Raw genomic sequence first — 19341 nt, forward strand, 5'->3', positions numbered from 1 at the left:
GGGAGAGTCATGCAGCGCACGATCGGCGTCAACACCTGGGTGTGGACCTCGCCGCTGACCGACGAATCGCTCGCCGAGCTGGCGCCCAAGATCGCCGGCATGGGCTTCGGCGCGATCGAGCTCCCGCTCGAGAACGCGGGGGACTGGGATGCCGGGCGCGCCGGTGAGCTCCTCGCCTCACTGAGGCTGCAGCCCGTGGTGATCGGAGCGATGGGACCGGGACGCTCGCTGGTCGACCGCGCGGGCAACGTGCCGGCGACCCAGGCCTATCTGCGCACCTGCATGGCCGCCGCGCGCCGGGTCGGGGCATCCGTCGTCGCCGGCCCTTTCTATGCGCCCACCGGAGTGACCTGGCGCATGACCGCCGACGAGCGCATCGAGGTGGTCGCGCAACTGCGGCGCAACCTCGCGCCTCTCGTGGCCGAGGCCGCCGCGGAGGGCCTCGTGCTCGCCGTCGAGCCGTTGAACCGCTACGAGACGAGCGTGATCAACACGGTCGAGCAGGGGCTCGACGCGCTCGCGCCGCTGCTCGGCTCCGGGCTCGGACTGGCGCTCGACACCTACCACCTCAACATCGAGGAGAAGCGGCCGGAGGTGGCCATCCGCTCCGCCGGCGAGCATATCGCTCACGTGCAGGTCTGCGGCAGCGACCGCGGTGCGGTCGGAGACGACCACACCGATTGGCCCGCCACCCTGGCCGCGCTGGACGATGCCGGATACGGGGGCATCCTCGGACTGGAGAGCTTCACCGGTGAGAACGCCACGATCGCGGTGGCTGCCTCGGTCTGGCGACCGCTCGCGTCGAGTCAGGACGATCTGGCCGAACGCACGCTCAGATACCTCACGGCGCTGCAGGCGCAGCGCTGACCCGGCAGACTCGAACCATGCCGTTTTCACCCACGCGCGTTCAGCACACCGTCGTCTTCCGCCTGGTCCACGTACCCGGCTCCCCGGAAGAGCGGGCGTTCCTCGCGGACGGCCGGGCCGCGCTCACGTCGATCCCGGGCGTCGAGGACTTCCGGGTGAACCGCCAGGTGAGTCCGAAGAGCGGTCTCAGCCACCAGTTCTCGATGGTCTTCGCGGACGAGGCCGCCTACCGCACCTACAACGACCACCCGACCCACGTGGCCTTCGTCGCGGAGCGCTGGGTGCCGGAGGTCGCCGAATTCCAGGAGTACGACTTCGTCGAGGCGTGAGCCTGGTCAGGCGGAGGGGCGCTCGCCGAGGGTGAGCGCGTGCAGCAGGCGCGTCAGGTTCAGGATGTCGTCGACCGGCCACTCTTCGAGGGCGTCGACGAGCAGGCTCTCCTGAGGTGCCCGCGCCTCCGCGAGGCGCTCCAGCCCGAACGGCGTCGGGGAGAGCAGGCTCGACCGGCCGTCGTCGGGGTCGGGGGTTCGCTCGATCAGGCCGAGCTGCTCGAGCTCGCGCACCGTCCGGCTGATCTGGCCCTTGTCGGCCGTGAGCGTCTCGGCGAGCGCCGAGAGGGTGATGCCCTCGCGACGCACGATGGTGGTGAACACCTTGTAGGCGCCGGGCAGCATGCCGGGGCTCACGCGGTGGGCGTTCTCGGTGATGATCCGCCGGAAGCGGTTGATCAGCTCCCCGAACTCCGCCTCGAGGGCGCGCACCGCTTCGGTGCGCGCCGCTCGAGTGTCAGGGGAGGTCATCGTGTTCGACATTATCGCCGGGTGGCGTTCGAATCGTCGGTCGCGTCCGCCGACTCGGTCGTGGCGTCGCCCGCACCGGAGGCGGAGGCCGCGGCATCCGTCGTCTTCACCGTCGCCGTGGCGGTCAGCGCGTCCATGCCCTCGGCGACCGAGACGGTCGCGAGGTCGGCCTCGCTGGCCTGCACGCGCTCGCTCGTCGTCATGTGGGTGAGCGGCTTGTTCGGCAGGAAGATGATCGCGATGAGGCTGATCACGGCCAGCGGCACGGCGATGAGGAACGAATGGGCGATGGCCTGGGCGTAGATGTCCTCGACGATGACGCGGATCGCCTCGGGGAGCGCCGTCACCTGCGGGATGGTGCCCGACTGGAGCTGCTCGCCGATGGCCGCGCCCTTCTCGCCGAGCGTCATGAGTGCGGCGAGGATGTCGTCCTTGCGGTCGGTGAACAGGTTGGTCGCCGATGTGGCGAGCGCCGCACCCATGACCGACACGCCGATGGTGCCGCCGAGGCTGCGGAAGAACGTCACACCCGAGCTCGCAACGCCGATCTCACTCGGCTTCGCCGTGTTCTGCACGATGAGCACCAGGTTCTGCATCGTCATGCCGACGCCCGCGCCGAGCAGGAACATGTACAGCGATACCAGCACGAAGTTCGTGTCGTAGTGGATCGTCGACAGCAGGTACGAGCCCGCGATCAGCAGCACGCCACCCAGGATGAGGAACGGCTTCCAGGTGCCGGTGCGGGTCACCAGGCCGCCGATCACGATCGACGCCAGCAGCAGGCCGGCGATCATCGGGATCGTCATGAGGCCGGCCTCGGTCGGGGTCGCGCCGCGCGCCAGCTGCATGTACTGGCTGAGGAAGACCGACGTGCCGAACATCGCGATGCCGATGGAGATCGACGCGATGACCGCGAGCGTGAACGTGCGGTTGCGGAACATGGTGAGGGGGACCAGCGGCTCCTTCGAGCGCAGCTCGACGATCACGAACAGCACGGCTGCCAGCAGTGCGCCGCCTACCATGAGGATCGTCTCGGTGCTCCACCAGTCGTAGTCCTTGCCCGCGTTGGTCACCCAGATGAGGAGCAGCGAGACGGCGGTGGACAGCAGCACGATGCCGAAGTAGTCGATCCGCGCCTTGACCTTCGGACGCACCGGCAGGTGCAGCGTGCGCTGCATGATGATGAGCGCGGCGACCGCGAATGGCAGGGCGATGAAGAAGTTCCAGCGCCAGTCGATCGTGTCGGTGATGAACCCGCCGAGGAGCGGGCCGCCGACGGTCGCGACGGCCATCACGGCGCCGAACAGGCCCATGTAGCGGCCACGCTCGCGCGGGCTGATGATGTCGGCCATGATGACCTGGCTGAGGGCGGCGAGACCCCCGGCGCCGATGCCCTGCACGGCGCGGAACGCGATGAGCGTTCCCGTGTCCTGCGAGAAGCCGGCAGCCGCAGTTGCCAGCACGAAGATCACGATGGCGATCTGGATCAGGAGCTTGCGGTTGAACAGGTCGGCGAGCTTGCCCCAGACCGGGGTGGAGATCGCGGTGGTCAGCAGCGTGGCCGTGACGACCCACGTGAATGCCGCCTGGTCGCCGCCCAGATCGTGGACGATGACGGGCAGCGACGTCGAGACGACGGTCGACGCGAGCATCGACACGAACATGCCGAGCAGCAGGCCGGTGAGCGCCTGCAGCACCTTGCGGTGACGGCGCTTCGCGTCGTCGACGGTGCTGCCGGCGGCGGAAGTGGCGACCGACCCGGTCGCGGGGGTGGACGTAGCCATAGGAGTCCTTCTCGCTGGTGTTGATTCGAGGGATGTGCGGCGACGATGGCGCAAAGATGGTTGACCAGGGTCAACAGTTGATATGGGTCAACTATACACCGATGGTTGATGTGCGTCAACTATCAGAGCGCATGAAGGTTCGGCGGACGTCCGGCCGCGGCATCCGTTCACATCTTGTGCTCTCGCCGAGCCCACATGTCAGCCGCGCACAGGGCGTGCGTACCCGGTGAGAGCGCGGGATATCGCCGGCGGGGCAGTGCGGGGGCAGGGATTCAGGCGGGATGCGCGGCGCGCTCGGCGGAGCGGATGACCCACTCGACGCCGAGGGAGAAGAGCTCCCGGTCCTCGAGCTCCTGCAGCTGCGGCGAGATCTGCGCGATGTGCGGGTGCTTGATGGGATCGACCAGCAGCGGGCCTTCGAACCAGGGGCTGGGCTCCGAGGGTGAGGTGCTGCCCCGCACGGTCCGCGCTCGCGCGACGCCGGCGGCGGACGACAGGATGTGCGTGGCCAGCAGGGCGTAGTGCTGGACGAGGTCCTCGCCCGTCAGGCCCGCGCGCGAGAAGGCGTCGAGCATGAACTCGATCGCGTCGAGCTCGCCCGGTCCGTGCGTGGTGAGCACGATGGCCTCCTGCCCGACGGCGGGGTAACGGGAGAGCTCGCTGAGCGTGGCGGACGCGAGCTGACGCAGTCGCTCCTGCCACTCCTCGGGCGGCGCGGTGACGGCGGCGAGGCTGCGCACGGTGAGCTCGTCGAGCAGGGCGCCCATGAGGTCGTCCTTGCTGCGGAAGTGGCGGTAGATCGCGGTGGGGTCGGCGCCGAGTTTGGCGCCCAGTTCGCGAATCGAGACGGATGCTGATCCCGTCGTCTCGGCGAGCTCCAATCCGGCCGCGATGATCGTCGCGCGGTCCAGGCGCCTGCCGCCGGCCTTCTCGGAGCTCGCTCCGCTGCGTGCCGCCATGTCCCCGCTTCCGTCGCCGTCCATCGTGTCACGGAGTCGCAGTACGACGCCGTGACGCCCGAGCATATCGTTCGGGGTGCGGACTATGTCAACAGTGTTGACAGCGGTGATGACGTGCGCCTATCGTCAAGCAACCCCGCTCGATGATGAAGGAGAGGTCCCGTGGCCGCTGCCGTTCCTGACGACGCACAGACGCCGTTCGCAGACACCGTGTTCACCGGAGGCGCGCTGTTCAGCTCCGACCTCGTGACCGCCGGCAGTCCTGCGGCGCCGACAGGCCTCTCCGTCGCCGTGCGCGGCGGGCGCATCACCGCGGTGTGCGCCGAGGAAGCGGCATCCGCCCTCATCGGCCCCGAGACCGAGGTCGTCGACCTCGCAGGCGCGCTGCTGGCCCCGGGCTTTCAGGACGCGCACATCCACCCGATGTCGGGCGGCGTCGAGCTGCTGCAGTGCAACCTCACCGGCTCCGAGGACGCCGCCGATGCGCTCGCGACCATCGCGCGCCACGCCGCGGAGAATCCCGACGCGGAGTGGATCGTCGGCGGCGGCTGGTCGATGGATCACTTCCCCGGCGGCGCGCCGCTGCGAGGCGCCCTCGACGCCATCGTGCCCGACCGCCCGGTGCTGCTCGCCAGCCGCGACCACCATTCCTCCTGGGCGAACACGGCGGCCATCCGCCTCGCGGGAGTGGATGCCGCGACCGTGGACCCTGCCGACGGGCGCATCGAGCGGGAGACGGACGGCTTCCCAGCCGGGACCTTCCACGAGGGGGCGACTGACCTCTTCGCGAGCGTTCGGCCCACCGTCTCGGAGGACCTCGCGTACGCCGGTCTGCTGCGTGCCCAGCACGACCTGCTCGCGCAGGGCATCACGGGATGGCAGGACGCGCTCGTCGGCGACTTCCCCGGGATCGCCGGCGGACTCGCGTCCTACCGGCGGGCGCTCGCCGACGGCACCCTCAAGGCACATGTCGTGGGAGCGCAGTGGTGGGAGCGGGCCGACGGCATCGAGCAGCTCGACGACATGATCCGTCTGCGTGACGAGATCGCCGACCTCGGTCGTGAGGACCGGTTCTCGCTCACATCCATCAAGTTCATGGTCGACGGCGTCGCCGAGAACCACACCGCGGCGATGCTCGAGCCGTACCGCGACGCACACGGGCACGACACCGACAATCGCGGGCTGTCGTTCATCCCCGCCGAGAAGCTCGCCGAGTACGCGGTCGCGGCCGACGCGGCCGGTTTCCAGCTGCACTTCCACGCCCTCGGCGATCGAGCCGTGCGCGAGACGCTCGACGCGCTCGAGGCAGCGGCGGCGGCCAACGGCGACACCGACGGGCGCCACCACCTCGCCCATATCCAGATCATCGACGAGGCTGATGTGACGCGCTTCGCAAGAGTCGGGGCGGTGGCGAACATGCAGCCGCTGTGGGCGTGCCACGAAGACCAGATGGACGAGCTGACCCTGCCGTTCCTCGCCGAGTCCGCAGCATCCCGTCAGTACCCCTTCGGCGATCTGCAGCGCGCCGGTGTGCGCCTCGCCGGCGGCAGTGACTGGCCCGTCTCGAGCGCCGATCCGCTGGCCGGCGTGCACATCGCCGTCAACCGGGTCGCCCCGCTGTCGGATGCCGCGCCGCTCGGCGGCGCGCACCAGCGACTGGATCTCGCGACCGCGCTCGCCGCGTACACATCCGGCACGGCCTACGTGAACCACCGCGACCACGACACCGGCTACCTGCGCGCCGGCTACCTCGCGAACCTGGTGGTCGTCGAGCCCAACCCCTTCACCGTCCCCGCCGAGGAGCTGTACGCGTGTCAGGTCGCCTCGACCTGGATCGACGGCGAGCGGGTCTACGCCCGCGATGACTCGGCGAACGTCGGCACCGGCCCGTCGTCGGCCGCAGGCCCGGTGCCGGCCGCCGCGCCCGCCGGGGCCGGCGCCGCCGAGCCCGCCGCCGCCGAGCCCGCCGCCGCCGCGAGCCACGGCTGACGCTTTCGCTCGCCCACTCCCACCCAGCCCCTTCTCCACCCGACACCGCTGTCTGAACCCGAGGAGCACCATGACCCCCACCCGGCGAATCGCCCGTCGACCATCCGTCCGTCGACGCGTCGCTCTCGCAGCAGCCGGCCTCGTCGGCGTGCTCGTCCTGTCGGCGTGCAGCCCGGGTGACGCCGAGCCCGATGCGACCGCCGCGCCGGAGTGGGAGCTCACCGCCCAGACGGCAGTGCCGTCCGGCGACATCGACTCCTTCACGTGGGTGAGCTATTCCGAGCCGTACTCGCTCGACTACGCCTACGCGTTCGACTACGCCGACAACCAGGTGCTCGCGAACGTGTGCGAGTCGCTGCTGCGCCTCAACCCCGACTACACCCTGTCGCCGGGCCTCGCAGAGTCGTTCGAGCACCCGACGCCGGATACCTGGGTGTACACGATCCGCGAGGACGTCACCTTCCACGACGGGACGCCGCTCACCGCCGCCGACGTCGTGACTTCGATGAGCCGCCACCTCGACCCGGAGGTCGGCTCGTCGTGGTTCTCGGTGTACCAGAACGTCGCCGCGATCGCGCAGACCGGCGAGCGCCAGGTCACTGTCACGATGACCCGGCCGGACTCCCAGTTCAATCTCGCCATGGGCGGCTCGGCTGGAGTCGTCGAGTCGGCGGCGACTCTGGCCGACACGGGTGCGGACTACGGCAACTCCACCGGCCTCGTCAACTGCACGGGGCCGTTCGCACTGACGGACTGGAAGCCGGGCGAGTCGGTGACGCTGACGCGGTACGACGACTACTGGGACGACGCGCTGCGCGCCCGGGCGGGGGAGGTCGAGATCCTCTTCATGACCGACCCCAACGCCCGCGTCAACGCTCTGAAGTCCGGCGAGGTGGACGGCGGGTGGATGATCCCGCCGGATGCGATCGCGCAGCTCCAGGGCTCCGGCAAGGGCGACGTGTACTTCGGCCTCAACACGGCGGTCGGCAGCCTGATCGTGAGCGATCTCGAAGGTCCGCTCGGTGACCAGCGCGTGCGGCAGGCACTGCTGATGGCGATGGACCGAGAGGGCATCCTGGATGCCGCGGCCCAGGGGTACGGCGAGGTCACGAACGCGCTCACCACCGAGTCGGTGTGGGTAGGTGCGAGCGAAGCGGGGCTGGACGAGGCGTTCGACGGGCTCGAGGAGTATCCGTACGACCTCGAGGCGGCGAAGAAGCTCATCGACGACGCGGGCGTCGCGGGCGAGGAGATCGTCATCGCGACGGCACCGCTCGGCAACGACTTCGCCGTGATCTCGCAGGGCGCGGCGGCCGCCGCGCAGGCGATCGGCCTGAAGGCGACGATCCAGACCGTCAGCCCGAGCGCGTACACGGCGCTGTTCTCCGATCCGACCGCGCGGGAGGGCGTCGACCTCTTCTACACCTCCTGGTACCTCTCGAGTCCCGACCCCCTCGAGATGTACGGCGTGCTGCGCACCGGCGAGTTCAGCAACTACGGCGGCTGGAGCGACTCCGACTTCGACGCCCTGGTCGACGAGGCCGTGGCGATCGACGATCCCGCCCAGCGCAGTGAGGTGACGGCGCAGGCGCAGCGCATCGCGAACGAGCAGCTGCCCTGGCTGCCCCTGTTCGAGGGGCCGATGACGGTGTTCCTCGGCGACCGTGTGACCGGTGTGGCACCGTCGGTGGCGTTCCTCTACTACCCGTGGGCGGCGACCATTGGCTCGCGGTGACCTGCGCGTGGGCTCAGGGGCGAGGACGGGGTCCCGTCCGGCCGCCTGCGCAGAGGAGGTCGTGCGGTGACGGCCATCCGCCGGATCGCGGGCAAGCTCGGCGGTCTGCTGCTCACGCTGTTCCTGGCATCCGTCCTGGTCTTCTTCTCGCGGTTCCTGGTGCCTGGCGACCCCGTTGCGTTCCTCCTGCGAGGTCGCAAGCCGAGTCCGGAGGCGGTGGCGCAGATCACCGCGCAGTACGGGCTCGACCTGCCGCCGTGGCAGCAGTACCTGACGTGGGTGTCGGGTCTGCTGCACGGCGATCTGGGCCGCTCCCTGCAGTACCGGCAGGACGTCACGGTCGTGCTCGGTGAGCGTCTGCCGGTCACTCTCGGGCTCGTCGTGATGGCGGGGACCATGATCGCGGTCATCGGCCTGACGGCGGGCGCGTTCGCCGCGCTCTCGCGCGGGCGCATCGCCGACCGCTCGATCCTCATCGGACTCACCGTGCTCGGTGCGGTGCCGTCCTTCGTCGGATCTATCGTGCTCATCGCGGTCTTCGCGGTGCAGCTCGGCTGGTTCCCGTCGTTCGGGTCGGGCGACGGCTTCTGGGACACGGTGTACCACCTGGTGCTGCCGTCCATCGCGCTCGCGATCGTGTTCGTCGTGCTCGTGGGCAAGGTGACGCGCTCGTCGATGATCGACCAGCTCGACCGCGAGCACGTCGAGGTGGCGATCAGTCGCGGCATCCGTCGCGGCACGGTGGTCCGTCGCCATGTCTTCCGCAACGCCGTCGGACCGATCCTGACGGTGAGCGGGATGCTGGTGGCCGGGCTGCTCGTGTCGAGCTCCATCGTCGAGGCGGCGTTCGGCCTCGCCGGCATCGGCTCACTGCTGGTGCAGTCGGTCGACCGGCTCGACTTCCCGGTCGTGCAGGCGATCGTCCTCCTCGTCGTCACCGCGTTCGTGCTCGTCAACGCCGTGATCGACGTCCTCGAACCCTGGATCGACCCCCGATCCGCTGCCGGAGCCGGTGCCCGATGACCTCCATGACCCCTTCGCCGGCCGAAGCGCCGAGCGAGCCGAGCCTGCCGTCGGTGCCGAGTGCGTCCGCACGTACGAGCCCTGCCACACTCGCCATCGGCGTGCTGCGGGCGCCTCGGCGGCGGCGCGCCGGAATCACGCTCGTGATCGCCGTCGCGGTCGTCGCGGCGATGACCCTGGCCGCGATCTTCGCGCCGTTCCTCGCGCCCTACAACCCGGACGCCGTCGACTTCGCCGCGGTCAACGCCGGTCCGAGCGCCGCGCACTGGCTCGGCACCGACAGCCTGGGACGTGACACCTTCAGCCGCCTCATCTACGGAGCGCGCACAGCGCTGCTCGGGCCGCTCCTGGTGGTCGTCGCGTCGACGGTGCTCGGCATCCTTCTGGGGCTGGTCGCGGGGTGGCGCGGCGGCTGGATCGATGCCGCACTCGGTCGCGTGTTCGACGTGCTCTTCGCCTTCCCGTCGCTCCTCATCGCGATCATGGCCGTGGCGCTGTTCGGCAAGGGCCTGGTGGCGCCGGTCATCGCCATGAGCATCGCGTACGCCCCCTTCGTCGCACGCCTGATGCGTTCGCTGGTTGCGGCCGAGCGCAGCCGCCCGTACGTCGCGGCCTACCGCGTGCAGGGTTTCTCCGGCCCGTGGATCGCGCTGCGGCGCGTGCTGCCCAACCTCACCCCGATCGTCGGCGCGCAGTCGACGCTCAACTTCGGCTACGTTCTGGCGGAGCTCGCGGCGCTGTCGTTCCTCGGTCTCGGCGTGCAACCGCCCACCGCGGACTGGGGCGCGATGATCAACGAGGCGCAGGCCGGCCTCATCGGGGGACACTTCCTGCCGGCGATCGTGCCGGCGATCGCCGTGGTCGTGGTCGTCGTGGCGGTCAACGTCATCGGGGAAGAGGTCTCCGACCGCATCGGAGGGGGGATCCCGGCATGAACGCACGCGATTCGGTCGTCGCGGATCCGGCAGCCGCCGGTGCCCCCGAGGGGCCCGCGGTGCTCGGCGACGCCCTGCTCGGCATCCGTGATCTGACGCTCGATCTCGCCGACGGCACGCGCCTGCTCCACGGGATCTCGCTCTCGGTCGCCGCCGGTGAGACAGTCGGGCTCGTCGGCGAGTCGGGCTCGGGCAAGTCGCTCACTGCCCGCACCGTGCTGGGGCTCCTTCCCGCGGGCGCCGTCACCGCCGGCCAGGTCGTGCTCGGCGGGGCCGACGTGCTGACCGCCACCTCATCCGAGCTGCGCGGGCTGCGTCGTCACGGCGCGGCCATGATCTTCCAGGACCCGCGTGCCGGCATCAACCCGATGCGCACGATCGGCGACCACCTGATCGAGGCGCTGCGACTGGCGGAGGGGTGGTCGACGGATGCCGCGACAGCACGCGCCCTCGAACTGCTCGCGGCCGTGCGCCTGCCGCGGCCCGAAGAGCACCTGCGGCAGTATCCGCACGAGTTCTCGGGGGGCATGCTGCAGCGCGTCATGATCGCGGGCGCGCTCACCACGTCGCCACGACTGCTGGTGTGCGACGAGCCGACCACCGCTCTCGACGTCACGACGCAGGCCGAGATCATCGGCGTGCTCAGCGAACAGCGCGCACGCCGCGCCATGGGGATGCTGTTCATCACGCACGACCTCAACCTCGCCGCCTCGCTCTGCGACCGCGTCTACGTGATGAGCGGCGGGCACATCGTCGAGCAGGGGCCCGCGCGCGACGTGCTGCGCCGGCCGCAGGCGGAGTACACCCGGCGTCTCGTCGCCGCGACGCCGACGCTCTTCACGAGCCCTCCGACGCCGACCGGGCACTGCGTCGGGGACTCTGCCCGACAGGCCGACCTGCGGCATCCGCTCACCGGCGTGTCGGTGAAGGACCCCGGACCTGCGCAGGGCGATGGTGCGGACGCCGGCGGTGACGGATCCGCCCGGACCGAACTTGCGGAACCTGTGCCGATGCTCGAGGCGAGCGGGATCTCGAAGAGCTATCACCGCCGCGGCAAGGATCCGGTGCACGCGGTGATCGACGCCTCGATCGCCGTGCCGCGTGGCGGCGCGCTCGGCGTGGTGGGGGAGTCGGGCTCGGGCAAGTCGACGCTGGCGCGCCTGATCGTGGGCCTCGAAAGCGCCGACGGCGGCGACATCCGCATCGATGGACGTGCGCGGATGGTTCCCCGTGGCCGGCGGGAGCGACTGGCGCACGCGCGCAGCGTGCAGATGGTGTTCCAGGATCCGTACCTCTCGCTGGATCCGCGGATCACGGCCGGTCGGGCGATCGAGGACGCCCTGCGCCTGCACAGCAGCGCTCGCGGCCAGGAGCGACTCGGTGCGGCCGAGTTGCGCTCGCGAGTGCGGGATCTTCTCGGGCAGGTGGGGCTGGGGGAGAAGCACGCCGCCGCGAGGCCCCGGACGCTCTCGGGCGGGCAACGCCAGCGGGTCGCGATCGCGCGCGCCCTCGCGATCGAACCGGACGTGCTCGTGATGGACGAGGCGACCAGCGCGCTCGACGTCTCGGTGCAGGCGCAGGTGCTCGACCTCGTCGACCGCATCAGACGGGAGCGCGGTCTGACGGTGCTGTTCATCAGCCACGACCTGGCGGTCGTCCGGCGGGTGTGCGACGAGACCGTGGTGATGCGCCGCGGGCAGATCGTCGAACGCGGGCGCACTGACGAGCTGCTCGCCGACCCGCAGCACGAGTACACCCGGCTGCTCATCGACTCCGTGCCGAAGCCCGGCTGGGATCACGCGCAGGCTGCCGCTGAGGTCGAGGGGGCCGGCATCGAGGCCCAAGGCCGGGACGGTGTCGCCGACGACGATGGCGAGGCGGTTTCGGTGGAAGCGGTCTCGGCGGAGGCAGCTTCGGTGGAAGCGGCGAGGATCGAGGCATCGGGACAGGCACGCTGAGCGTCGCGTCTCGTCGCGCCGCGCGGTCGGTGCGAGCAGGATGGAGGCGTGTTCAGTGTCGAGCTGATTCCGGATGCCGAACTCGACCGCGCGGTGCGGGAGGACTGGGATCGCCTGCTCGCGGCCGATCTGCCGAGCTCGGGCCGCAATCCCGCGCCGAGCAACCGCCCGCACCTGACACTCGCGGTGCGGGACCGGCTCGATCCGTCGGCGTTCGGCAGCGTCGCCGACCTGTTGCCCGTCACCCTCGAGCTCGCGGGAGTCCTGCTCCTCGGCCACCGGGACCGGTACGTGCTGGCGCGGCATGTCGTCGTGAGCTCGCAGCTGCTGGCGGTCCACCGCGCCGTCGCAGAGATCGCCGGCCGACCCGAGCCGCGATTCTCGAACACCGGGACCGACCGATGGACGCCGCACATCACGCTGGCGCGTGGGCTCACGGCCGCCAGACTCGCCACGGCGATGCGGTTGATCGCGGCGCCGAACCTGGTGGGGCGGGCGACCGGAGCGCGGGTGTGGGATGCCGATGCCCGGCGTGTGACCCTGCTCCGATGAGCCGGGGCACCCGCCGCGCCGCGGCAGTCTCAGCTCAGTCTGCGAGGGCCAGCGCGCGGAACGGCTGGCGGGGCGCAGTCGGCGGCTGCGGCATCCGCTCTCCCTGCTGCTGACGCGAGCGCGTGGTGCGGAGGTAGAGCTCGTCGATGAGGGCGGTGGCGAGGCGGACGAGCTTCGCGATCTCGGCCTCGTCCCGATCGACCCAGGCGCAGCGGGGCTCGTCGTCGACGGGCACGAAGCCGTCGTGCTGCTCCCAGGCCACGAGCGTGCGTTCGGCGCCCAGCACGTGCTGCTGCCACCAGACCTGCCGGAGGTAGGAGCGCGGGATGCTGCGCCAGGCCTTGTTCGTCGTCTTGATCTCGGCGAGCCTGATGCGTCCGGACGCATCGACCCCGATGCCGTCCGGTGTCGCAAGGTGCCGCTTCTCGACGACGGCGTGGAACAGCGCCGACGAGGGCTGGATGCCGTGGGTCGCGGCCACCCACGCGGCGATCTCGGGCTCTCTCGCGCGCCCGTGTGCGGTGTAGGCGTTGCCCGAGAAGCCCGAGCCGAGCAGCTTGGCGTCCGCCGCGCGGCCGATGGCCCGGTCGGAGGTGAGGCTCGCGACGTCGGTCGCGGTGATGCCGCGCGACCGTGCGCGCACCCAGGCCACGCGGTCGCGCGAGTCCGCGACGATGCGGGCGGCGACCTCCGGCGCGTGCGCCGCCAGCGCCGAGGGGCGTGCGGCGGCGTGCTCGGGGTTCACCCTTCGAGGCTACGCCGCCGACCCGACATCCACCGCCTGCGACGCACCCGCCGCGAAGGTCTGTCTCACAGGGGTCGCGGTCGCAGGATGCGCGGGACGACAAAGGGTTGCGCTCGGGCGTGGCGGTGGCATCCTCGGGAACATGAGCACCATCACGTCAAAGGAGTTCCGCGCGTTCCCGGGCGTCGAGGACTGGCGTCCTCGCGTGACGGGGGCCTTCGCCCTGTTCCGCACCGGCAGCTTCGCGGCGGGCGCACAGCTGTTCGCGGCGATCGCCGACCTCGCGGACGCGGCGGACCACCACCCCGATGTCGACGTGCGTTACGCCACCGTGCGCGTGCGGCTCTTCACCCATTCGGCGGGCGGACTGACGGCGAAGGATGCCGGACTCGCCGCTCAGATCTCGCAGGCCGCCCGCGAGCTCGACATCCGTGCGGAGACCGAACGGATGCAGGACCTCATGCTCGCCGTGGCGACTCCGGATCCCGGCGCCGCGCTGGCGTTCTGGAAGGCCGCGACGGGCTTCCGCGAAGTGCGCGACGGCGTGCTGTTCGACGCCGACGGGCGCGGGCCTCTCATCTGGTTCCAGCCGGTGGACAAGCCGCTGCGCGGCAGGTCGCACCTCGATGTCAACGCTCCCCGCGACGTGATCGAGAAGCGCCTCGAGGCCGCGCTCGCCGCAGGCGGAGTGATCGTCGACGACTCCCATGCGCCCGAGTGGTGGACCCTGGCGGACGCGGACGGCCACAAGGTCGACCTCTGCCCCTGGCGCGAGTAGCCGCCCCGTCGACGTCGGCGAACGGCTCAGAAGGCGGCGGCGCCGGCCTCCGCGACCGTCTGGTCCTGGTCGCCCGAGCCGCCGCTGACCCCCACGGCACCCACGACGGCGCCGTCGCGGGACAGGGGCACACCGCCGGCGAAGATGGCGACTTTGCCGCCGTTGGTGGCATGGATGCCGTAGAACTGCTGCGTCGGCTGCGAGTTCTCGCCGAGCGTCTTGGTCTCGATGTCGAACGCCCTCGAGGTCCAGGCCTTGTTGATCGAGATGTTGACGCTGCCGATCCATGCGCCGTCCTGGCGGACGTGGGCGACGAGGTTTCCTCCTGCGTCGACGACGGCGATGTTCATGGGCTGGCCGATCTCGTCGGCCCGCTTCTCCGCGGCGGCGATGATGCGACGGGCATCCTCGAGGGTGACGGACATGGTGGTGTTCCTTTCGTCGACGAGCGGATGCCTCGACCGAGGGATCCGCTCCTTGTCAGGTGGTCGGGATGTAGCCGTTGGGATTCAGCACGTACTTCTTCGCCGCACCCTGGTCGAAGTCGGCATACCCCTGCGGGGCGTCCTCGAGTCCGATGGCGGTGGCGCCGACGGCATCGGCGATCGCCACCTTGTCGTGAAGGATCGCCATCATCAGCCGGCGGTTGTAGCGCATCACGGGGCACTGGCCCGTGGTGAACGAGAGCGACTTGGCCCAGCCGAGTCCGAGCCGCAGCGACAGCGACCCGACCTTCGCGGCCTCGTCGATGCCGCCCGGGTCTCCGGTGACGTAGAGCCCGGGGATGCCGAGCGCACCGCCGGCGGCGGTGAGGTCCATGAGGGAGTTGAGGACGGTCGCCGGCGCTTCATGCGATGCATCCGCCCCGTGTCCGCGTGCCTCGAACCCCACCGCGTCTACGCCGCTGTCCACCTCGGGCACACCGAGGATCTGCTCGATCTGATCCTTCGGGTCGCCCTTCGACACGTCGACGGTCTCGCAGCCGAACGTTCGTGCTCGCGCGAGGCGGTCGGCGTTCAGGTCGCCCACGATGACGACCGCCGCTCCGAGCAGCTGCGCCCCCACCGCGGCGGCGAGGCCGACAGGCCCGGCCCCTGCGATGTACACGGTCGACCCGGGGCCCACTCCGGCGGTGTAGGCGCCGTGGAATCCGGTGGGGAAGATGTCGGAGAGCATCGTGAGGTCGAGGATCTTCTCGAGAGCCTGGTCGCGGTCGGGGAAGACCAGCAGGTTCCAGTCGGCGTACGGCACGAGCACGTACTCGGCCTGGCCGCCCACCCAGCCGCCCATGTCGACGTAGCCGTAAGCGCTCCCCGGTCGGTCGGGGTTGACGTTGAGACAGATGCCGGTCTTGCCCTCCTTGCAGTTGCGGCAGCGGCCGCACGCGATGTTGAACGGGACCGAGACGATGTCCCCGACCTTCACGAACTCGACGTCCGGGCCGACCTCGACCACCTCGCCGGTGATCTCGTGGCCGAGCACCAGGCCGGCGGGCGCCGTCGTGCGACCGCGCACCATGTGCTGGTCGGAACCGCAGATGTTCGTGCTCACGGTCTTGAGGATCGCGCCGTGCGGCACCTTCCTGCCGACATTCGCCGGGTTGACGCCGGGACCGTCCTTCAGCTCGAACGTGGGGTATTCCGTGTCGATGACCTCGACCTCGCCGGGGCTCTTGTAGGCGACCGCCCTGTTGCCGGACATCCTCGTCCTCTCCGTCGCACCGCGGATGGCCCTGCGACTCGGTCGTGCTGGTTCTGATGCGAGCCTGTACCTCCGCGGCGCCGTGCGCAACGGGCCCCCCAGCCGCCGACGCGGCGTGAGCGGCGGCGCGATGACCTGACGGCGTCGATTTGGCGGGAGGGCGTGTGTCGCGTACCCTTGTGGGAGCCAAAGACCGCCGGTCATCGTCGTGCACGTGAGTGCAGGGGATCGAAGCACTGCATCGCAGGGGCCCGCGCAGGTGTCACGATAGATTCTCCCGGATTCGGGAATCCAGCTCCGTGCGCTTGCGCCGGAGCTTTTCTGTTGCCGTGACGAGATCGGATGAGCGGATGTCGAGGCCGACGCCCCGCCATCGCGGAGCGTCTCATCCACACAAGGAGTGACCATGGCGCAGAAGGATGCATCGGTCGCCGAGCTCACGAAGAACTTCGAGAACTCGAACGCCGTACTGCTGACCGAGTACCGCGGTCTGACGGTCGCCCAGCTCAAGCAGCTGCGCAACAGCATCCGTCAGGACGCGGAATACGCCGTGGTGAAGAACACGCTGACCAAGATCGCCGCGAACAACGCGGGGATCACGTCGCTGGACGAGGACCTCAAGGGCCCCTCGGCTATCGCATTCGTGCACGGCGACTTCGTCGCCACTGCGAAGGCTCTGCGTGACTTCGCCAAGGCCAACCCGCTTCTGGTGATCAAGGGCGGCGTGTTCGAGGGCAACTCGATCGACGCCGACGAGGTCAACAAGTACGCCTCGCTCGAGAGCCGTGAGGTTCTGCTGGCGAAGGCCGCGGGCATGATGAAGGCGACGATGGGCAAGGCTGCCGCGACCATCGACGCGCTTCGCGAAAAGCTGGAGACCGCCGAGGCCGCGTAAGCGACCGGCGATTTCCTCCCCACCACCCCATCTATTTAGGAGATACATCATGGCGAAGCTCACCACTGAGGAGCTGCTCCAGCAGTTCGCCGACCTGACGCTCGTCGAGCTCAGCGATTTCGTGAAGGCGTTCGAGGAGAAGTTCGACGTCACCGCTGCTGCTCCCGTCGCCGTTGCCGGCGCCGGCGGCGGCGCCGCTGCAGAAGAGGTCGAGGAGAAGGACTCCTTCGACGTCATCCTCGAGGCTGCCGGCGACAAGAAGATCCAGGTCATCAAGACGGTCCGCGAGCTCACCTCGCTCGGCCTCGGTGAGGCCAAGGCCGTCGTCGACGGTGCTCCCAAGGCCGTCCTCGAGGGCGCGACCAAGGAGGCCGCTGAGAAGGCTCAGGCCGCTCTGCAGGAGGCTGGCGCGACGGTTACCCTCAAGTAACCCGCTCTGCGAATCACGAGGGCCCCGGATGCTGTGCATCCGGGGCCTTCGTCATGCCCACCGGCGGATTCCGCGTCGCCTGGTACCCCGTCTGCGAAATCCCTTTCTCACGGTTTGATCTCGAATCACCCCTGTTTTTCTCGCGGACTTGCATTCCAGCATCCGTTCTGACAAGAATGAGAAAGCGCATTCCAGAAAGCGCATTCTCACTCGATGACGAGACCGGAGGACACGGTGACGACGACGCACCGCCCCAGAACACGGCCGCCCGGTCGTGCCCGTGGAGCACGCGCATGAGCGCGATCAGCGAGCTCGGCAAGCTCAAGGCGGCGAAGTCCGGCGGCAAGAAGCAGAACAAGGCCGCGTACCTCTTCCTCGCGCCGTGGTTCGTCGGGCTCGTGCTCATCACGATCGGCCCGATGATCGCCTCGTTCGGCCTGTCGTTCACCCGCTACAACCTGTTGAGCCCTCCGAAGTGGATCGGCCTCCAGAACTTCGAGCGGATGCTGACCGACGAGCGGCTCGCCGCCTCGCTCCAGGTGACCTTCACCTACGTGTTCGTGTCGCTGCCGCTGCAGCTGGCGGTCGCGCTGTTCCTCGCGATCATCCTGGATCGGGGACTCCGCGGGCTGGCGTTCTACCGCTCGGCGTTCTACCTGCCCTCGCTGCTCGGCGCCAGCGTCGCCATCGCGATCCTGTGGCGCCAGATCTTCGGGGTCGACGGCCTCGTCAACCAGGTGCTCGCGGTCTTCGGCATCCAGGGGCAGGGATGGATCTCCAATCCCGACACGGCCCTCGGCACGCTCATGATCCTCAACGTCTGGACGTTCGGTTCGCCGATGGTGATCTTCCTGGCGGGGCTGCGCCAGATCCCGACCATGTACTACGAAGCGGCCGACGTCGACGGTGCGAGCCGCCGCCAGCAGCTGTTCCGCATCACGGTGCCGCTGCTGACTCCGATCATCTTCTTCAACGCCGTGCTGCAGCTCATCGGCACGTTCCAGTCGTTCACGCAGGCGTACATCGTCTCGGGCGGCACGGGCGGGCCGGTCGACTCGACGCTCTTCTACACGCTGTACCTGTACCAGCAGGGCTTCACCAACTACAACATGGGCTACGCGTCGGCCATGGCGTGGCTGCTGCTGGTCATCATCGGCATTCTGACCGTCCTGATGTTCTGGACCTCGAGATTCTGGGTTTTCTACGATGACCAAGATTGACGACGCCGCCATGACGGCCCCGCTCGCGACCGAGACGATCGTCACCGGCCGCGCACCGCGCGCCCGCCGGCGCAGCCCGTTCCGCAAGCCGGTCACGAGCATCGTGAGGCACACGCTCCTCATCGCCCTCGCGCTGGCCATGCTCTATCCGGTGATCTGGATGGTCGTGAGCTCGCTGCGGCCGAACGACGAGATCTTCCGCGACCCGAGCATCATCCCGGACAGCTTCCAGATCTCGAACTACACCGACGGCTGGAACGCACTGGCGTACCCGTTCAACGTGTACATGTGGAACTCGGCGCTGATCGTGATCGGCTGCATCATCGGCAACCTGGTGTCGTGCTCGATGGCCGCCTACGCGTTCGCCCGCCTGGACTTCACAGCCAAGAGGTTCTGGTTCGCCGTGATGCTGCTGAGCATCATGCTCCCGATCCACGTCATCATCGTGCCGCAGTACGTGCTGTTCTCCCAGCTCGGATGGGTCAACACGTTCCTGCCGCTGATCGTGCCGAAGCTCCTCGCCACCGACGCGTTCTTCATCTTCCTGATGGTGCAGTTCATCCGCGGCATCCCGAAGGAGCTCGATGAGGCAGCGCGGATCGACGGCGCCGGCCACCCGCGGATCTTCCTGCAGATCATCCTGCCGCTGATGGTCCCGGCCTTGGCGACGACGGCGATCTTCACGTTCATCTGGACGTGGAACGACTTCTTCTCGCAGCTGATCTTCCTCACCAAGCCCGAGCTGTACACGGTCCCGTTGGCGCTGCGCTCCTTCGAAGACGCGCAGAGCACCACCAACTACGCCCAGATGTTCGCGATGAGCGTCGTCTCGCTCATCCCGATCTTCCTGATCTTCCTGTTCGGCCAGAAGTTCCTCATCAAGGGGATCGCGACGACCGGGATCAAGTGACGTCCGCGTCACACACACCTTCGCGGGCCGCCAGGCCCACCCTCATCACACGCACCAACA

Annotated in this window: 19 protein-coding genes; 13 read left to right on the forward strand and 6 right to left on the reverse strand. The window is 69.3% G+C overall.

The features are described 5' to 3' along the window. Positions 1 to 9 precede the first annotated feature (9 nt). The gene (locus NCG93_RS18335) at positions 10 to 867 is read left to right on the forward strand and encodes a sugar phosphate isomerase/epimerase family protein (protein ID WP_194413165.1); all 858 of its coding nucleotides are present in this window, start codon (positions 10 to 12) and stop codon (positions 865 to 867) included. Between the two features lie 17 nt (positions 868 to 884). Further along, complete coding sequence (locus tag NCG93_RS18340) at positions 885 to 1196, forward strand: Dabb family protein (RefSeq protein WP_194413166.1); 312 nt, start codon at positions 885 to 887, stop codon at positions 1194 to 1196. Between the two features lie 6 nt (positions 1197 to 1202). On the opposite strand, the gene NCG93_RS18345 is transcribed toward NCG93_RS18340, so the two are convergent. The 3 genes from NCG93_RS18345 to NCG93_RS18355 form a co-directional block, all read right to left on the reverse strand. Further along, the gene (locus tag NCG93_RS18345; RefSeq protein ID WP_194413167.1) at positions 1203 to 1667 is read right to left on the reverse strand and encodes a MarR family winged helix-turn-helix transcriptional regulator; all 465 of its coding nucleotides are present in this window, start codon (positions 1665 to 1667) and stop codon (positions 1203 to 1205) included. An 11-nt stretch (positions 1668 to 1678) separates the two neighbouring features. Further along, complete coding sequence (locus NCG93_RS18350) at positions 1679 to 3451, reverse strand: MDR family MFS transporter (protein WP_194413168.1); 1773 nt, start codon at positions 3449 to 3451, stop codon at positions 1679 to 1681. 272 nt (positions 3452 to 3723) lie between these two features. Then, positions 3724 to 4410, reverse strand: coding sequence for a TetR/AcrR family transcriptional regulator (locus NCG93_RS18355; protein WP_194413169.1), 687 nt, complete (start codon positions 4408 to 4410; stop codon positions 3724 to 3726). 162 nt (positions 4411 to 4572) lie between these two features. On the opposite strand from NCG93_RS18355, the gene NCG93_RS18360 reads away from it, so the two are divergent. The 6 genes from NCG93_RS18360 (at position 4573) to NCG93_RS18385 (ending at position 12602) form a co-directional block, all read left to right on the forward strand. Continuing rightward, positions 4573 to 6399, forward strand: coding sequence for an amidohydrolase (locus tag NCG93_RS18360; protein WP_252787600.1), 1827 nt, complete (start codon positions 4573 to 4575; stop codon positions 6397 to 6399). A 70-nt stretch (positions 6400 to 6469) separates the two neighbouring features. Next, on the forward strand, positions 6470 to 8134 hold the full coding sequence (locus NCG93_RS18365) for an ABC transporter substrate-binding protein (RefSeq protein ID WP_194413170.1): 1665 nt from the start codon (positions 6470 to 6472) through the stop codon (positions 8132 to 8134). A gap of 66 nt (positions 8135 to 8200) precedes the next feature. Then, a complete protein-coding gene (locus tag NCG93_RS18370; RefSeq protein ID WP_194413171.1) occupies positions 8201 to 9157 on the forward strand; it encodes an ABC transporter permease in 957 nt (318 codons plus the stop codon). A 5-nt stretch (positions 9158 to 9162) separates the two neighbouring features. Continuing rightward, entirely contained in the window at positions 9163 to 10092 is a 930-nt protein-coding gene (locus tag NCG93_RS18375) for an ABC transporter permease (RefSeq protein ID WP_206687315.1), read from the forward strand. Continuing rightward, positions 10089 to 12050, forward strand: a complete 1962-nt coding sequence (locus NCG93_RS18380; RefSeq protein WP_194413173.1) for a dipeptide ABC transporter ATP-binding protein — start codon at positions 10089 to 10091, stop codon at positions 12048 to 12050. The genes NCG93_RS18375 and NCG93_RS18380 overlap by 4 nt, the downstream gene beginning before the upstream one ends. Positions 12051 to 12098: 48 nt before the next feature. Beyond that, complete coding sequence (locus NCG93_RS18385) at positions 12099 to 12602, forward strand: 2'-5' RNA ligase family protein (protein ID WP_194413174.1); 504 nt, start codon at positions 12099 to 12101, stop codon at positions 12600 to 12602. Positions 12603 to 12636: 34 nt separating this feature from the next. On the opposite strand, the gene NCG93_RS18390 is transcribed toward NCG93_RS18385, so the two are convergent. Further along, positions 12637 to 13347: a YqaJ viral recombinase family protein gene (locus NCG93_RS18390; RefSeq protein ID WP_252787601.1), complete on the reverse strand. Its 711-nt coding sequence runs from the start codon at positions 13345 to 13347 to the stop codon at positions 12637 to 12639. A gap of 142 nt (positions 13348 to 13489) precedes the next feature. Here NCG93_RS18390 and NCG93_RS18395 point away from each other — a divergent pair, with 142 nt between their 5' ends. Beyond that, positions 13490 to 14125, forward strand: coding sequence for a 4a-hydroxytetrahydrobiopterin dehydratase (locus tag NCG93_RS18395; protein ID WP_194413175.1), 636 nt, complete (start codon positions 13490 to 13492; stop codon positions 14123 to 14125). 26 nt (positions 14126 to 14151) lie between these two features. Here the strand turns inward: NCG93_RS18395 and NCG93_RS18400 are convergent, their stop codons facing one another. Both NCG93_RS18400 and fdhA read right to left on the reverse strand, forming a co-directional pair. Beyond that, positions 14152 to 14550 carry a GlcG/HbpS family heme-binding protein gene (locus NCG93_RS18400; protein WP_194413176.1) on the reverse strand — a complete coding sequence of 133 codons (399 nt, stop codon included), beginning with the start codon at positions 14548 to 14550 and terminating at the stop codon, positions 14152 to 14154. A 55-nt stretch (positions 14551 to 14605) separates the two neighbouring features. Then, complete coding sequence (gene fdhA / locus NCG93_RS18405; RefSeq protein ID WP_194413177.1) at positions 14606 to 15826, reverse strand: formaldehyde dehydrogenase, glutathione-independent; 1221 nt, start codon at positions 15824 to 15826, stop codon at positions 14606 to 14608. 406 nt (positions 15827 to 16232) lie between these two features. Here fdhA and rplJ point away from each other — a divergent pair, with 406 nt between their 5' ends. The 4 genes from rplJ to NCG93_RS18425 all read left to right on the forward strand — a co-directional run bounded on the left by rplJ (position 16233) and on the right by NCG93_RS18425 (position 19281). After that, positions 16233 to 16721, forward strand: coding sequence for a 50S ribosomal protein L10 (gene rplJ, locus NCG93_RS18410; RefSeq protein ID WP_194413178.1), 489 nt, complete (start codon positions 16233 to 16235; stop codon positions 16719 to 16721). 49 nt (positions 16722 to 16770) lie between these two features. Beyond that, the gene (gene rplL, locus NCG93_RS18415) at positions 16771 to 17151 is read left to right on the forward strand and encodes a 50S ribosomal protein L7/L12 (RefSeq protein ID WP_194413179.1); all 381 of its coding nucleotides are present in this window, start codon (positions 16771 to 16773) and stop codon (positions 17149 to 17151) included. A 293-nt stretch (positions 17152 to 17444) separates the two neighbouring features. Continuing rightward, positions 17445 to 18371 (forward strand): carbohydrate ABC transporter permease, encoded by a 927-nt coding sequence (locus NCG93_RS18420; protein ID WP_194413180.1) that lies wholly within the window; start codon positions 17445 to 17447, stop codon positions 18369 to 18371. Further along, complete coding sequence (locus NCG93_RS18425) at positions 18358 to 19281, forward strand: carbohydrate ABC transporter permease (protein ID WP_241741595.1); 924 nt, start codon at positions 18358 to 18360, stop codon at positions 19279 to 19281. The genes NCG93_RS18420 and NCG93_RS18425 overlap by 14 nt, the downstream gene beginning before the upstream one ends. Positions 19282 to 19341: the final 60 nt, after the last annotated feature.

The organism is Microbacterium yannicii, assembly GCF_024055635.1.
Lineage (GTDB): Bacteria > Actinomycetota > Actinomycetes > Actinomycetales > Microbacteriaceae > Microbacterium > Microbacterium yannicii.

Excerpts from the sequence above, each read along its gene's own strand:
- NCG93_RS18335 (WP_194413165.1), top strand. The coding sequence starts at position 10 with ATGCAGCGCACGATCGGCGTCAACACCTGGGTGTGGACCTCGCCGCTG.
- NCG93_RS18340 (WP_194413166.1), top strand. The coding sequence starts at position 885 with ATGCCGTTTTCACCCACGCGCGTTCAGCACACCGTCGTCTTCCGCCTG.
- NCG93_RS18345 (WP_194413167.1), bottom strand. The coding sequence starts at position 1,667 with ATGACCTCCCCTGACACTCGAGCGGCGCGCACCGAAGCGGTGCGCGCC.
- NCG93_RS18350 (WP_194413168.1), bottom strand. The coding sequence starts at position 3,451 with ATGGCTACGTCCACCCCCGCGACCGGGTCGGTCGCCACTTCCGCCGCC.
- NCG93_RS18355 (WP_194413169.1), bottom strand. The coding sequence starts at position 4,410 with ATGGCGGCACGCAGCGGAGCGAGCTCCGAGAAGGCCGGCGGCAGGCGC.
- NCG93_RS18365 (WP_194413170.1), top strand. The coding sequence starts at position 6,470 with ATGACCCCCACCCGGCGAATCGCCCGTCGACCATCCGTCCGTCGACGC.
- NCG93_RS18375 (WP_206687315.1), top strand. The coding sequence starts at position 9,163 with ATGACCCCTTCGCCGGCCGAAGCGCCGAGCGAGCCGAGCCTGCCGTCG.
- NCG93_RS18380 (WP_194413173.1), top strand. The coding sequence starts at position 10,089 with ATGAACGCACGCGATTCGGTCGTCGCGGATCCGGCAGCCGCCGGTGCC.
- NCG93_RS18395 (WP_194413175.1), top strand. The coding sequence starts at position 13,490 with ATGAGCACCATCACGTCAAAGGAGTTCCGCGCGTTCCCGGGCGTCGAG.
- NCG93_RS18400 (WP_194413176.1), bottom strand. The coding sequence starts at position 14,550 with ATGTCCGTCACCCTCGAGGATGCCCGTCGCATCATCGCCGCCGCGGAG.
- fdhA (WP_194413177.1), bottom strand. The coding sequence starts at position 15,826 with ATGTCCGGCAACAGGGCGGTCGCCTACAAGAGCCCCGGCGAGGTCGAG.
- rplJ (WP_194413178.1), top strand. The coding sequence starts at position 16,233 with ATGGCGCAGAAGGATGCATCGGTCGCCGAGCTCACGAAGAACTTCGAG.
- rplL (WP_194413179.1), top strand. The coding sequence starts at position 16,771 with ATGGCGAAGCTCACCACTGAGGAGCTGCTCCAGCAGTTCGCCGACCTG.
- NCG93_RS18420 (WP_194413180.1), top strand. The coding sequence starts at position 17,445 with ATGAGCGCGATCAGCGAGCTCGGCAAGCTCAAGGCGGCGAAGTCCGGC.
- NCG93_RS18425 (WP_241741595.1), top strand. The coding sequence starts at position 18,358 with ATGACCAAGATTGACGACGCCGCCATGACGGCCCCGCTCGCGACCGAG.